Origin of the sequence: Nitrosomonas communis (assembly GCF_024102715.1) — a bacterium.
GTDB classification, from domain to species: Bacteria; Pseudomonadota; Gammaproteobacteria; order Burkholderiales; family Nitrosomonadaceae; genus Nitrosomonas; species Nitrosomonas communis_B.
The window spans coordinates 39,837-54,743 of record NZ_JAGFJM010000049.1; the positions used below are offsets into that span (position 1 = coordinate 39,837).

Below are 14,907 nucleotides of genomic sequence, written 5' to 3' on the forward strand. Positions count from 1 at the left end.
GAAATTTAATATGAAAGTGATACAAATTCGTGCATTGCGCGGTCCCAATTTATGGAGTAAGCACACTTCCATTGAAGCAACGGTTGTTTTTAATGAAAACGAATGGTTCATCGACCGGCTGCCAGGTTTTGAAACACGTCTGCGTGAACGTTTTCCGGAGATTGCATTACTCCAGCCTGCTGATCAGCATGAAGCGGTTACAGTGGCGCATGTACTCGAAATTGCTGTACTTGGTTTACAAGCACAGGCAGGTTGTCCGGTTACTTTTAGCCGTACTGTTCGCATGCCGGAGGCAGATACTTTCCGCATTATTGTCGAATACAGTGAAGAAGCTGTGGGGTGCCTTGCTTTTGAACTCTCTTTAAAATTGTGTCATGCTGCAATGGAAGATACACCCTTTGATCTGACTGATGCGCTACAACGTTTGCGGGCGCTTTATGAGGATATTCGTCTCGGGCCAAGCACTGGTGCTATTGTTCGGGCTGCGGTCGCACGTGGTATTCCCTATCGCCGCCTGACTGATGGAAGTCTGGTGCAGTTCGGGTGGGGTAGCCGGCAACGGCGTATCCAGGCTTCCGAAAGTGATTTAACCAGTGCAGTGGCGGAATCCATTGTGCAGGATAAGGATCTGACCAAAGTACTTTTGCGCGCAGCTGGAATTCCTGTGCCGATGGGACGACCCGTTACAGACGCTGAAGACGCATGGGTTGCTGCTTGTGAGATTGGAGTGCCTGTAGTCGTCAAACCGCAGGATGGGAATCAAGGCCGGGGCGTGACAGCCAATCTGACTGATTATGAACAGATAAAAGTAGCTTATCTGAAAGCTGCAGCAGTTAGTGATAATGTCCTGGTTGAACGTTATGTGAGTGGCCATGACTATCGCATGCTGGTTGTGGGCAATAAGCTTGTGGCTGCAGCGAGGCGTGATCCGCCGCAGGTGGTAGGTGATGGTGTGCATAGCATTTATCAGCTAGTGGAGCAAATCAACCGTGATCCGTTGCGCAGCGAAGGTCATGCCAATTTACTGAGTAAAATTCACCTGGATGAGATTTCACTGGCTTATCTCGCTAGCCAGGGACTGACAGCAGAATCCATTCCGGCTAAAGGCAAGCGAGTTGTTTTGCGTCATAACGCTAATCTGTCCACAGGAGGTACGGCAACCGACGTCACAGACGATATTCATCCAGAAATTGCAGCAACAATGGTGGCTGCTGCCCAAATGACCGGCCTGGATATCTGCGGGATGGATGTGATCTGCGATAGCATTCTGCGTCCGCTGGAGGAGCAAGGGGGAGCGGTGATCGAAGTCAATGCAGCGCCTGGTTTGCGTATGCACTTGCAACCCTCCTATGGGAAGGGGCGCCCTGTAGGAGAGGCGATTATCGATAATATGTTCGCACAAGGTGATAATGCGCGCATTCCGGTGGTTGCTGTGACCGGCACCAACGGTAAAACGACCACGGTACGCCTGATAGCGAGTATTTTTGAAAGTAATCAACTGTGCGTGGGCATGACATGCACCGATGGCGTTTTTGTCAATGGTGAATGCGTGGATACTGGTGATTGTAGCGGTCCTAAGAGTGCCAGAAATGTTCTTTTTCATCCTGATGTCGATACTGCCGTGCTGGAAACGGCACGCGGGGGAATGCTACGCGAGGGATTGGGTTTCGATCACTGCCAAGTAGCCGTGGTCACCAATATCGGGAGGGGAGATCATCTCGGTTTGGCTAATATCAATACAACTGATGAATTAGCCGCCGTTAAGCGGCTCATCGTAGAGAATGTCACGCCAGGAAGTGGCGTTGCCGTGCTCAATGCGGATGATCCGTTGGTGGTGAGAATGGCTGAGCACTGCCCAGGTAGTGTCATATTCTTTTCCCGCAATAATCATAACCCAGTGATACTGGCGCAACGGGCACAACGCAAGCGAGCGATCTACCTTGAGGATCGTTACATTGTTATGTCGGCGGCAGAGATTGAACAACGGATACCATTGGGCGAGATTCCGCTCACCCAGAATGGACTTGTCACCTTCCAGATTGAGAATGCTATGGCAGCTATTGCTGTGGGGTGGGCGCTGGGACTGGATTGGACTGTCATTCGTACTGGCTTGGCTAATTTCATTAGCGATGTGGAGACTGCGCCCGGACGGTTTAATTTTTTCAGTTACCGGGATGCGACGCTGATCGCTGATTATGGGCACAATCCGGATGCGATGGAAGCGCTGGCGTGTGCGATTGATCGCATACCTGCAAAAAGGCGGACAGTGGTCATCAGTGCGGCGGGTGACCGTCGTGATGAAGATATCCGGCTGCAGACCCGAATTCTGGGCGATGTGTTTGATGAAGTCGTGCTTTATCAGGACAAATGTCAGCGTGGACGTGCCGATGGTGAAGTGCTGGGATTATTACGTGAAGGTCTCGAGAATGCTAAACGTGTGCGCAAGGTGAGTGAAATACACGGTGAGTTCAAGGCGATTGATACAGCGCTCACCAATCTGCAGGCAGGGGAGCTTTGTCTCATCTTAGTTGATCAGGTGGAACAGGCGCTTGGTCACATCCGTGACCGGATTGCTACTGTCTGCCGAAGCAATGATCAAATGATGGAAGAGGCGCTGACAAGCTAGCGGTGATGGATTGCACATAATATTGGGATGTATGGCTGCTTGGAGGTTTGCCTTGTCTCATGTACTCAGTGGCGCTGTAAGGAACCCTACTCGACCATAAGGCGGAATCTGCGGAGTCCTGGTTCAACCCAGATTCCACAGTTGATCTGATAATTTGCCGAGCTGAAACGGTGATACTCAGGAATGAATTTTATATCTTAGGTAAGGTTACGCCTTGCTGGAATTGGTATTTGCCGTTTCTATCTTTATATGAAGTCTCACACACTTCATCCGCTTCAAAGAAGATCACCTGAGCGACGCCTTCATTGGCATAAATTCTGGCAGGGAGGGGAGTGGTATTGGAGAATTCGAGCGTGACATATCCTTCCCATTCTGGTTCAAATGGGGTGACATTGACGATGATGCCGCAGCGCGCGTAGGTGGATTTACCCAGACAAATCGTCAGGATGTTGCGCGGAATGCGGAAATATTCGACTGTACGTGCGAGTGCAAAGGAATTGGGCGGGATAATGCAAATGTCACTTTTGACATCGACGAAGGAATTCGAGTCAAACCGCTTGGGGTCGACGATGGTCGAGTTCAGATTGGTAAACAGTTTGAATTCGTCTGAGCAGCGGATATCGTAACCATAACTGGAGGTGCCATAGGAAACAATGCTGTGGCCATCTTTCTGTTTGACCTGACCAGGTTCGAATGGCTCGATCATGCCATGCTCGCTGGCCATTTTGCGGATCCACTTGTCTGATTTGATCGTCATGGGGTTAATTATCTTCCATGATAATTTTAGTAAATACTTCAGAGTAGTCTTTTGTCAGATTGGCTATTTTGACCGCAACCCGGCGCGCTATGGCACGGTAAGTTTCAGCGATTTGTCCATCCGGTTCTGCGATCACGCTGGGTTTGCCTGAATCGGTATGTTCGCGGATCTTGATATCCAAGGGCAGTGCACCTAATAAATCGACATCATAGTCCTTGCTCATTCTTTCGCCGCCGCCTGTTCCAAAGATAGGCTCGGTATGACCGCATTTCGAGCAGATATGCAGGCTCATGTTTTCCACGATGCCGAGAATCGGAATACCTACTTTTTCAAACATCTTCAGTCCCTTGCGCGCATCCAGTAAAGCAATATCCTGCGGGGTAGCGACAATGACAGCACCAGTCACCGGCACTTTCTGCGCGAGCGTCAATTGAATATCACCAGTACCAGGTGGCAGATCGATAACGAGATAATCAAGGTCATGCCAGCGCGTATCGTTCAACAACTGCTGCAAGGCCTGCGTCACCATCGGGCCGCGCCATACCATTGGCGTTTCCACATCGATCAGCAAGCCGATCGACATGGCTTGAATGCCATGCGCGTGCATCGGTTCGATGGTTTTACCGTCGGGTGATTCGGGCTGACCGCTGATGCCGAGCATTTGCGGTTGTGATGGACCGTAGATATCCGCATCCAGAATGCCGACATTGGCACCTTCAGCCGCCAGCGCCAGTGCAAGATTGACTGCCGTAGCAGATTTACCAACGCCTCCCTTGCCAGAAGCGACTGCAATCACGTTTTTTACCCCCGGGATCAGTTTGACACCACGCTGGACGCTGTGCGGAATAATCTTGCTGGTGACGTTGACCGAGACACTGCCGATACCTGGAATGGCTTTCAGCGTATCACTGACTTGCTGTTGAATCGATTCGAACACGCTTTTTGCCGGATAGCCCAGTTCGATCTCAAGCGAGACATTGTTCCCATCGATTTTGACGTTGTGTACTTCCTTGCTGCTGACGTAGTCTTTGCCCGTAGTCGGGTCGATCAATTGCTTGAGGGCGGTTTCTATTTGTTGTTCTGTAATCGCCACGATATCACTCCTTAATGCAGAGCATCATTTACTAAAACCATTGATGTTAACAAATATCAGGGTAAAGTATCCAGTTTGTTACAATTTATCCCCCTAACATTCAACTACTGACAATCGATGAACACACGCAAGATTCTGGTTACCTCTGCGCTGCCTTATGCCAATGGCAGCATTCACCTTGGCCATCTGGTGGAATACATACAAACCGATATCTGGGTCCGCTTCCAGAAAATGCAGGGACACACGGTGTATTACGTGTGCGCAGATGATACTCATGGCACGCCTATCATGCTGCGCGCTGAGAAGGAAGGTATGACGCCGGAAGCACTGATTGCGCGTGTGCATGGTGAGCATTTGCGGGATTTTACTGGTTTTCATGTCGATTTCGATAATTACTACAGCACACATTCGCCGGAAACTCGTCAGTATTCGGAGATGATTTATCACAAGCTGAAAGCAGCGGGGCTTATTAAAGTACGCGCTATCGAGCAGCTTTATGATCCGGTCAAAAACATGTTTCTGCCGGATCGCTTCGTCAAGGGGGAGTGTCCCAAATGCGGCGCAAAAGATCAGTATGGCGATTCCTGTGAAGCCTGTGGTGCAGCTTATGCGCCGACAGAATTAAAAAATCCTTATTCCGCGGTATCGGGCGCGACTCCTGTGAAAAAAGCCTCCGAGCATTTCTTCTTCAGCTTGTCGGATAGCCGTTGCGCCGATTTCCTGCGCCGCTGGACGCATGAAGCCAATCACCTGCAAGCGGAAGCAGCCAACAAAATGCACGAGTGGCTGGGAGAGGCGGGAGAAAACAAACTGTCCGATTGGGATATTTCGCGTGATGCACCGTATTTTGGCTTTGAGATACCGGGCGAATCCGGCAAGTATTTTTACGTCTGGCTCGATGCACCGATTGGTTACATGGGTAGTTTCAAGAATCTATGTGCGCAACGCGGTATTGATTTCGATGAATTCTGGCAGAAAGAGAGCACGACCGAACTCTATCACTTCATCGGTAAAGATATCCTGTATTTCCATGCATTGTTCTGGCCGGCCATGCTGGAAAATTCAGGCTACCGCACGCCCACGCAGATTTTTGCGCATGGCTTCCTCACCGTGAATGGCGAGAAAATGAGCAAATCACGCGGTACTTTCATTACTGCAGAAAGCTATTTGCAGCAACAGCTCAATCCGGAATGGTTGCGCTACTACTATGCCGCCAAACTCAATGGCACATTGGAAGATATCGATCTCAACCTGGAAGACTTCACTGCACGCGTGAATTCGGATTTGGTCGGCAAATATATCAATATCGCCAGCCGCTGCGCGGGATTCATCAGCAAACGCTTCAATGGCAAGCTGGTTGCCGGAGAAGATTATCACTTGCTGCAGCAGATGATTGATGAACGCTTTGCCTCCTGGCAGCCGGGCATCATCGAGAAAGCATATGAAGAGCGGGATTTCTCTGCCGCAGTGCGGCACATCATGAAGCGTGCTGATGAAGTGAATGAGCTAATTCATGAATTGGCGCCCTGGGAAATCGCCAAAGATGCTGCACGTGACCAGGAATTGCACCGTGTCTGCAGTCTGGGAATTCAGTTGTTTTATTTGCTCTCGTGTTACCTGAAGCCGATTCTGCCTGCAACAGCGGAGAGAATTGCGTACTTCCTTAATTGCCAATCCCTGCGCTGGCCGGAACAAAAAGCTGGGCAAGCTCTATCCAGCCTGCTGCTGCCAGCCGGTCACACCATCAATGCCTACCAGCACCTCATGACGCGCATTGATCCCAAGCAAATCGATGCCCTGATTGAAGCAAACAAACAGACCATCGCCCCAACCCCCGATTCACACTCTCGCGTGCGGCACGCAGAAGCGCAACAGCATATCCAGCAACATGCAATCACACCGATCGCCGAAACCATCACGATCGACGATTTCAGCAAAATTGATTTACGTATCGCACGTGTTATCAATGCTGAACATGTGGAAGGTGCAGACAAATTGCTCAAACTTACGCTGGATATTGGCACAGAACAACGCACCGTTTTTGCCGGCATTAAATCCGCTTATGATCCAGAGAAACTCAAAGGGCGGCTTACTGTCATGGTCGCCAATCTGGCGCCCCGCAAAATGAAATTCGGCCTATCGGAAGGCATGGTGCTGGCAGCAAGCGATGGCAGCAGTGGGGGAGGGTTATATATCCTTACTCCTGATGACGGCGCGCAACCGGGCATGAGGGTCAAGTAAATCGAGGCAATAAGAAGCTGTTTGGGAATTCTGAGTGCTAGTGTTCATGTGATGATTTTTTGCTGTTAACATGCACTATTTTATAAATTGACAAAAAAACGGAAAAAGCGTTATTTATCCACTGCCTTATGATTTGTAGCCTTAGACAAGATTGAGACAACTTAACGAGACAGGAGATGCTAACGCGACATGGCATCAGCAACCCAAGCAAGCAAACCGGCTTATTCTGCTAGGAGCGAGTAATTTGACCTTGTCTTTGCGTCTGGTTATTCAGCAGGCTCAGCATTATTGTGGCAGACCGAGCGAGGTGCTGGTGGCTGCTGGTCATGGGCGTTCCTATGGTGAGAGCAGCCAGGTGCTGGTACGCGAGTTGCCGGGTATCATTGCCAGCGGTTTGTGGTCACAGCTTGATGCGGGGAATGCACGACCTACTTATGCTTTGCTGACCGATATCGGCAACGATATACTTTATGGATTCATGCCTCACCAAATCCTGCAGTGGATCGCTTGGTGTGTCGAGCAATTGCAGAAGCATTCAGTCCATATTGTTATGACCAATCTGCCAATCGCATCGATTGAATCGCTGCCAGAATGGCGTTATCAGCTTTTCCGCAATCTGTTTTATCCCTCCTGCCAGCTTTCCAGAAGTGAAGCAGTTGAACGGGCGAGAGCGGTGCATCGAGGTCTAATTGAGTTGGCTGCGCGCAAACAATGCGTGCTCTGTGAGCAGCATCCCGAGTGGATGAGCGCTGACGGCATTCATTATGCTTATGGGAAAAGGCAGGAGCTATATCACCATATTTGTGCGTATTTCAGCGTGATGCGTGATCAATTGGGTCTTGCCGAAGATAAGCAATTATTTCCTCAGATCTGGCTGCAACGTCCACAGTTTGCTTACAAAAAAGTGTGGGGAAAAGAGAAACGTTGTCCGCAACCCAGTGGATTATTAACCGATAAAACAGTTGTTTTCCTGTACTAATAGAAAATATCGCGCGATACACTCAATCGAATCGGGCAGGATTTTACGCGCTACGCTCAATAACATTGCGGTTTTCGGGTTGAATTCCCAGGTTTTACCGGTCTGCAGCGTGATAAAAGAACCAGCCGAGACCGATCGTAAAAATAAAACAGCCGTATAACGCATGTTCGATGGTAGTGAGCAGCAGCGACTGGTGTTTATGGTAAGTATGGGAAAACATGACTCCACCCACCAAGGTAAACGAAATCGAGATCCAGTTGTTAAAGACGATATGAGCGTAACCAAATAGAAAAGAACTGATGGCAATCATTTGCCATGGCTTACGAAAAATCGGGCGGTAGCGCGTGAAGAAATACATGCGGTAGAGCAACTCCTGCGGGTATACCGACAGAATGGGGTAAAGCAGCATGACCAGAAACCAGGTAAGTGGTTGTGTGCTGACAAGCGAGAATAATCTTTCCTCATGGTAGATATAAGTGAAGATGGTGACGACAGGTACAAGAAGGGTAAAACGCAGCAATATCGGTTTTAGGTTATGTAGCGTGACTTCTTTCGTGCTGACAAGCTGTTTCTTGTCAAAATCTGGCTGCTTCACTAGAAAAATAAGGCAAACGATGGAAAATGCCCATAGCGTCAGGAAAATTAACTTGATGCCATCAACGCTGTGGATCGTCAAAGGTAATGCGATGAACACAGCGAAACATTCCAGATAGAGCAAGGGAAGGTGAGGGGGAGTGGAATTCATACTGTTTTACAAGTTTTCCTGGTATATCTAATTCATGCTTTTGTTATCCAGCGTTGCAAAGAGTGACATTGCCTGGCTGACGCGCACAGCTAAGTACACAATACGAATCAGAATTTTACAGCGTGTACCTGCCTTGAGGAAGAGCAAAAGTCTGCTTAGTCAAAGTGGAACTGACTGTCGCTCCGGTTTGATTGCACTTGCTGATCTACCTTACCCAGATAACACTTGATTTTTGAGTAGAACAGAAAGTGCTGATTTAACAAGCTGTTTTGGTGTGAGCACGCAGACATTTGTGGTCAAAATCATGTTTCATAACTAGAAATATGCTATCAGGTGCAACTTGCCTTAGCCGTTGCTCATGTAGTACCACGGTACAATTGAATCTTCGAGGGTTTATGCAATGATAGCCGAATGCAATTCTGCTCCATGATTGCTTATCAGCATTTTTGAACTGATACCGGATCTTTAATTCATTGCAATAATGCAAAATAAACTGGTTATTTTTCCCAGTCTCATGCAAGTGCAGTTGGCTAGCCGGTACTCCCTGCTTCAAGTAGCCTGCTGCAGCGTCCGCATGCCTGGGTATCCTGTTTGCTTGCTCTTCATTCTGCTGATTTTATTGCTGATGCCGCAGCTTGCACCAGCGCATGCTGATAAGTTGCTGATCGAGCGCGGACTGAGCGGGACGGTAATCAACGATCGGATGGCGGCGGCGACTGATGTCACTGCACGTATCCCTTGGCAGCAGATGCTGGATGAGCTGCAACGTTTTACACCTGGAAGTGGGTGCAGCGGAGTTGGCCTGGTGCCGGGTGCGCATTGGCTGCGGCTGGATTTCCACCGTGCTGAAACTGAACGCAGCGCGCCCTGGTGGCTAGTGGTGGAACCGCTCAATCTCTATGATCTACGCTTGTACCGCCGCAATGTACGCGGAGAATTCGAGGAACTTGCCTCTGGCGAACGTGTGTCCTTTGCTGGAGGACGCGAGCGCGAATGGCGCCAGTACGCTTTTATCCTGCCCGAGCAGGGGCCAGTTTATCTGCGTGCTTATGATCCTGGTGGTGCCAGTTTTCCAGTAGCGTTGTGGCATCAGGATGATCTTGAGCGCCATGAGCATCTGGGTGAGTTGCTGCTGGGCGGTGTCTATGGTGCGCTGCTGGCTATGTGTCTCTATAATCTTTTTCTGGCGCTGAGTTTGCGCGATCCGGTTTACGGTTGGTATGTTGCAACCACTGTGACATTGGGTGTTTTCCTGGCCTATCTGCATGGCCACGCGGCTCAATGGTGGTGGCGCGACTGGCCGCAGTGGGTAGCCATGGGGCGGGTGGTGCTGCCCAGCCTCTGGGGACTGGCACTGGCTGGCTTCATAATGAGCTTCTTCCGCACCCGTATGTATCTTCCCGGCGCACATCGATTGCTACAGTTCATCGTGCTGAGCTATCTGTTCATTATCGTGATGCGTCTGACTGGCGCGCATGCGCTACCATCTCTGTTGTTAACTGCACAATCGCTGCCGGCTATTGGTCTGGTGTTCTATATTGCGATCCAGCGGTGGCGGCAGGGCATGGTGGCGGCGCGATATTTTCTAGCAGCGTACGGAATTGTGCTGGCTGGCACAGTCATTTTTCTGTTGCGCATTTGCGGGCTACTGATGCCCAGCCCCTTGACCGAACTGGCTATGCCGGTGGCAGCTACGCTGGAGAGTCTGGTGTTCTCGCTGGCGCTGGCGGGGCGCATAAAGAGTCTCCATCATGCCAGCGCAGCAGCTTTCGTTGACGAATTGACCGGTCTGCCCAACCGTCGTGCGCTCGAGCAGCGCTTCAAGCTACATGTTGATAACAAAGCTCGCCACAGCTTCTATTTGCTGTCCGTGGATCTGGATAAATTTAAACCTGTCAACGATCGTTGGGGGCATGCCGAAGGTGATCAGGTATTGCGCGCATTGGCTCAGCGTATGCAGGCTTGCGTGCGCCATGAGGATTTGGTGGTACGTGTGGGTGGTGATGAATTCGTCGTGCTGCTTTCGCCTTCAGCCAGCAGCAGCATGGTCGCGGCGGTGACCAGTCGCTTGCTGGAAGTAATGCATGAACCAGTCCACGTGAATGCGCGTAGCCACACCCTATCAGCCAGCATTGGGCTGGCGCATTATCCCACTGATGGCCACAGCTTGGCTGAGTTGTGCCATCATGCAGATATGGCGATGTATGAGGCTAAGCGGGCTGGAGGCAATACCTGGTGCGCCGCGCCACACTCAAGAGGAACAGCCCCAGCATAGCCTGCCGGGGGGCATGCTCGAATTCCAAATGATAGATCTTCTATCATCATTTGTTCGAGGCATAAGAATGTAGGAGCAGTTTGGAGTTTGGTGTGAGCCAGATACAATCTTATGCCGCGATCACTTGGCAGTATTTTTGCACTGGATTGAATTTTGCAAAAACTTTGTTTGTTTTTCCCATGCCAGGGACAAGTTATCCAGCCTTTTATTTGGCTTAATGTTAAAGAGGGGGGTGTAGAATGAAAGGGGTTACTGCTAATAACGATACCGTTAGTAAGAAAGATGATAACCTTCTTGATGTAGCAATTGTGGGCGGGGGAATTGCTGGCCTGTATTGTCTTTATCGCCTGTTGAAAGATAAGGATCAGTTTGGTGGGGCAGAGAAAATCCGGTTGTTCGAATCATGTGATCACTTGGGTGGTCGGATTGAAACATGGTCATTAAAAAGAGAGTCAAGCGAGATTGGATACGCATCGACCTGGGATCCCCGACACTTGCTGGGTGACCTGACAGATCTTGATATTAGCCCCTATGATGATCCTGAAATCACCGAATATCTGCGAGCCGAATTTGGTCCCATGCGTATCGAACCGCGCGACCAGTCTTTATTGCGCAACCTTCTTAACGAATTAGGCATAAAAGAACCGGATCCTGGCGCTCCTGAGTCTTTGGACGATCTCATTCCTTTCTTTCCTTATACCGCCAAAGAGCCGGAATCGGCAAAATTTATCCTGACAGGTGAAGAAGCTGAACAAAAAAACACCATGGATTTGTTGCTGCTCAGTATCCGACGAATATTGGAGATTGTTGAGGGCACATACCAGGACAAGGATGAGGAAAATGTCATCAGGTGGCGCCATGCAAAGGCTAACAAGGCCTGGAATAATCTCCGCAGCGGCAAATCATTTCACAAGCATTATTGGAAGGGGGAGTTATTAGACTGGATCAATCATCTGGAGGATTTCGATCCGCGTTTGTTTGCTGAATATCATCATGGGGTAAATGCAGCGGTTGACGAGGCTAAAGAAGAGAAATTGCGAAAATGGCTTGAAGAGAATTCTGACTATTACAAAATTCGATTATATTTTGAAATAGATGGCCACCCTCTGTGGGATATGGGTTTCTGGAATTTGATGAGCGATGTCCTAAGCCACTATGCAGTCGTCAAAATCCGGGATTGGGGAAGCTATTACCACTTCCTGCATGAAAATCTGAATGCAGCGGAATGGCTGATTTTCTGGCTCAAAGCGATCAAAGGGACGCGTGCGCTCAGAGGCATCCGGGGAGGCATGAGTCGCATTATTTATGCCTTGCTTTTTAGACTGTGCGAATTGAGCGATCGCGCTAGCTTGCAAGCAGAAATTAATAAAGTGCAGACCCAAGATGCTAAGACTCTTTATCACACATTTAATCAATTATCTGGAGAAGAACAGAAAAAAATTTTTACTAAGTTGCTTGCCCCTCTAATTAAAGTTGGACACGAACTCACTACGCTTGAGCTGATAGATCAAAGAAATCAAGGCGCGGTGAAGCTTGCTTTTGATATAAAAAATAAAATAGATGATCAACCATCTGAATTTTTGGCAAAACACGTTATCCTGGCTTTGCCGAAGTTGCCGCTGGATAAACTCAAAGAATCGCTCCCACAAATTTTGAGAAAAAGAGCACTAATGGAAGATGCGCAAAAATGTGAGGCCGCACTAGCATCAGTGAAATGTCTTCCCTTGTTGAAATGTTTTTTTATTCTCGAACATCCCTGGTGGCATGAGGACCTAGAATTAAACGCAGCGGCAGCCGATATTCCTACGCGAGAAATTACCTATACTCGGAGTAAAGACAAAACCAGGGGTATGATCATGATCTATACCGACCATCCTGCCATCACCTTCTGGTCAGATTATCTGCGGGAGTTCAAACAAACTGCGGAAACGGAGCAAATGCGCTACACCGTCTGGTGGAAAGATAAATTTCCATTACCTTCATTTGAACAGATGAATGCTTGGGGAGGACAATGGAAAGATCTTGCCCGATTATGGAAGGACATAGCGGGGAATGAAATCGATCATAATAACGAAATCGCGGTAAAGGAAAAGTGGTCACAAATGCAAGGATGGTGGGCTGCACAATCTGCGCAAAGACAGAAAACGTTACGGAAAGATTATCTTGGTATCGATTCTGCCAAGCACTATTTCGAAGCTAAGGAAAAACAACAAGAACGGCTGTGGAATCGGTTTGTGCAATTTGCCAGAGATTATGAGCATCATGATTTTCTGGCAGATCATTTGCTGGCCTGCGGTATTCATGATTGGGGCAAAGCGCCCTTTGGGGCGGCAGCTCACGGTTGGTTGCCCGGAGAACAGTCACGCAAGCATGTTGAATTTTTGGCAGCATTTCCTCAGAATGGCAAATGCAAGGGTCAAATTCATGTATGCGGCGAGGCTTTTTCCGATTACCAGGGATTCATAGAAGGTTCGCTTCGTTCGGCAGAAGAGGCGCTTGGTAGAATTGAGGCCGATAGGAAGGAGACAACAGGTTAAGACAGCAAATGGGAGGCCAGCTACCATGATCCATGATACCCCTTTTCCCGCTTTGACTTCTGCTAGAGCTGTTATCAACCGCGCCTATCTTTACGATGAAATCAGGCAACTCGATACTTTGCTTGCCTTCACCAAACTCAGCGAGCGCGAACAGGCGCAGGTGGAAGCACTGGCGCGGCAGTTGGTGAACACAGTGCGCAAAGCGGTGTGGGCGCGCGGCGGAATCGATGTTTTGTTGCATGAGTATGATCTCAGTACCGAGGAAGGTATAGTGCTGATGTGCTTGGCTGAAGCGCTGCTACGCATTCCCGATGCCGCCACCGCTGACCGGCTGATTCAAGATAAACTCTCTGGCGCCGAATGGGACCGCCATCTCGGCCATAGCGCTTCATTTTTTGTCAATGCTTCCACCTGGGGATTGTTGTTGACCGGAAAGCTGGTCAAACTCGAAACATCGTCATCGCTGTTTAATCGCCTCATTAGCCGCAGTGGCGAGCCGGTGATTCGCCTGGCAATCAAGCAGGCGATGCGTCTCATCGGCCATCAGTTTGTTATGGGCAACACTCTTGACGAGGCGTTAACGCGCGGCAGGAAGGATGAAAATAGACATTATCGTTATTCCTTCGACATGCTTGGCGAGGCGGCGCTCACCGCTGCCGACGCAGAGCGCTATTTCGCTGCTTATCATCATGCCATCGCCACACTTGGCAAAGAGGCCGGAGAGGGCGATCTGTTTGATCATCCCGGTATTTCGGTGAAACTCTCCGCGCTCCATCCGCGGTATGAGTACACTCAGCGGCAGCGCGTGCTCGATGAGCTGTCCCCGCGCTTGCTGGCGCTGGCGCTGGCGGCCAAGGCTGCCAATCTCAGCATGACCATTGATGCTGAAGAAGCGGAGCGGCTTGATCTCTCGCTCGATCTGTTTGCAAGCGTATTTTGTAACGACGAGCTTACGGGCTGGAACGGTTTCGGCCTGGCAGTGCAGGCTTACCAGAAACGGGCCGTTCATGTGATCGACTGGCTGGCACAATTGGCTAGTCAGTGCAAACGCCAGATTCCAGTTCGCCTGGTCAAGGGAGCCTACTGGGATAGCGAGATCAAACTGGCTCAGGAGCGCGGTCTCGACGGCTATCCGGTATTTACTCATAAAGCGGCGACCGATGTTTCTTACCTCGCCTGCGCCCACCGCCTCCTCGGCAGCGGGGATCTTTTTTATCCCCAGGTTGTCACCCATAATGCCCGTACTTTTGCCACTCTTATCGTCATGGCCGGGTCGCGCCCCTTCGAGTTTCAGCGTCTGCATGGCATGGGCGAAGCACTCTATAGCGCCGTGTTCGATGGGCATCCGCAATTCAACTGCCGTGTCTACGCCCCAGTCGGCAACTATCAGGAATTGCTTCCTTACTTGGTGCGGCGATTGCTGGAGAATGGCGCCAACAGCTCTTTCGTTAATCAGATTGCAAATGAACAAATCTCTGTTGATGAGATCATTGCCGATCCTGTCAAAGAGCTTGAGCATCGTCCAGTACACATTCCTATGCCACGTTACCTTTATGGTCAAGAGCGGCTCAACTCAAAGGGTATCAACCTTGCTGACACCGAGGCGCAAAAATATCTCAGCGAGGTGCTGGAAGCGGCATGCCAGCAATGCTGG

Annotated in this window: 9 protein-coding genes; 6 read left to right on the forward strand and 3 right to left on the reverse strand. The window is 49.8% G+C overall.

The genetic code is table 11. The features are described 5' to 3' along the window. Window positions 1-10 precede the first annotated feature (10 nt). Window positions 11-2,626 (forward strand): cyanophycin synthetase, encoded by a 2,616-nt coding sequence (gene cphA, locus J5I83_RS04895; protein ID WP_304053753.1) that lies wholly within the window; start codon window positions 11-13, stop codon window positions 2,624-2,626. Window positions 2,627-2,816: 190 nt separating this feature from the next. On the opposite strand, the gene dcd is transcribed toward cphA, so the two are convergent. Both dcd and apbC read right to left on the reverse strand, forming a co-directional pair. Further along, window positions 2,817-3,383 (reverse strand): dCTP deaminase, encoded by a 567-nt coding sequence (gene dcd / locus J5I83_RS04900; protein WP_304053756.1) that lies wholly within the window; start codon window positions 3,381-3,383, stop codon window positions 2,817-2,819. Window positions 3,384-3,387: 4 nt separating this feature from the next. Then, complete coding sequence (apbC, locus tag J5I83_RS04905) at window positions 3,388-4,476, reverse strand: iron-sulfur cluster carrier protein ApbC (protein ID WP_304053758.1); 1,089 nt, start codon at window positions 4,474-4,476, stop codon at window positions 3,388-3,390. A 117-nt stretch (window positions 4,477-4,593) separates the two neighbouring features. On the opposite strand from apbC, the gene metG reads away from it, so the two are divergent. Together metG and J5I83_RS04915 are read left to right on the forward strand one after the other, a co-directional pair. Next, on the forward strand, window positions 4,594-6,717 hold the full coding sequence (metG, locus tag J5I83_RS04910) for a methionine--tRNA ligase (protein WP_304053760.1): 2,124 nt from the start codon (window positions 4,594-4,596) through the stop codon (window positions 6,715-6,717). Between the two features lie 151 nt (window positions 6,718-6,868). Further along, a complete protein-coding gene (locus J5I83_RS04915; RefSeq protein ID WP_304053761.1) occupies window positions 6,869-7,696 on the forward strand; it encodes a hypothetical protein in 828 nt (275 codons plus the stop codon). 94 nt (window positions 7,697-7,790) lie between these two features. Here the strand turns inward: J5I83_RS04915 and J5I83_RS04920 are convergent, their stop codons facing one another. Continuing rightward, window positions 7,791-8,441 (reverse strand): CPBP family intramembrane metalloprotease, encoded by a 651-nt coding sequence (locus J5I83_RS04920; protein WP_304053764.1) that lies wholly within the window; start codon window positions 8,439-8,441, stop codon window positions 7,791-7,793. 481 nt (window positions 8,442-8,922) lie between these two features. Between J5I83_RS04920 and J5I83_RS04925 the strand changes: the two genes are divergently transcribed. The 3 genes from J5I83_RS04925 to putA all read left to right on the forward strand — a co-directional run. Beyond that, on the forward strand, window positions 8,923-10,716 hold the full coding sequence (locus J5I83_RS04925) for a diguanylate cyclase (RefSeq protein ID WP_304053765.1): 1,794 nt from the start codon (window positions 8,923-8,925) through the stop codon (window positions 10,714-10,716). A gap of 239 nt (window positions 10,717-10,955) precedes the next feature. Then, window positions 10,956-13,253, forward strand: coding sequence for an NAD(P)/FAD-dependent oxidoreductase (locus tag J5I83_RS04930; protein ID WP_304053768.1), 2,298 nt, complete (start codon window positions 10,956-10,958; stop codon window positions 13,251-13,253). Further along, window positions 13,213-14,907, forward strand: a 1,695-nt coding sequence (gene putA, locus J5I83_RS04935) for a bifunctional proline dehydrogenase/L-glutamate gamma-semialdehyde dehydrogenase PutA (RefSeq protein WP_304053771.1), incomplete at its 3' end; no start/stop codon positions are given. The genes J5I83_RS04930 and putA, both read left to right, overlap by 41 nt.

Excerpts from the sequence above, each read along its gene's own strand:
- cphA (WP_304053753.1), top strand. The coding sequence starts at position 11 with ATGAAAGTGATACAAATTCGTGCATTGCGCGGTCCCAATTTATGGAGT.
- dcd (WP_304053756.1), bottom strand. The coding sequence starts at position 3,383 with ATGACGATCAAATCAGACAAGTGGATCCGCAAAATGGCCAGCGAGCAT.
- metG (WP_304053760.1), top strand. The coding sequence starts at position 4,594 with ATGAACACACGCAAGATTCTGGTTACCTCTGCGCTGCCTTATGCCAAT.
- J5I83_RS04920 (WP_304053764.1), bottom strand. The coding sequence starts at position 8,441 with ATGAATTCCACTCCCCCTCACCTTCCCTTGCTCTATCTGGAATGTTTC.
- J5I83_RS04925 (WP_304053765.1), top strand. The coding sequence starts at position 8,923 with ATGCAAAATAAACTGGTTATTTTTCCCAGTCTCATGCAAGTGCAGTTG.
- J5I83_RS04930 (WP_304053768.1), top strand. The coding sequence starts at position 10,956 with ATGAAAGGGGTTACTGCTAATAACGATACCGTTAGTAAGAAAGATGAT.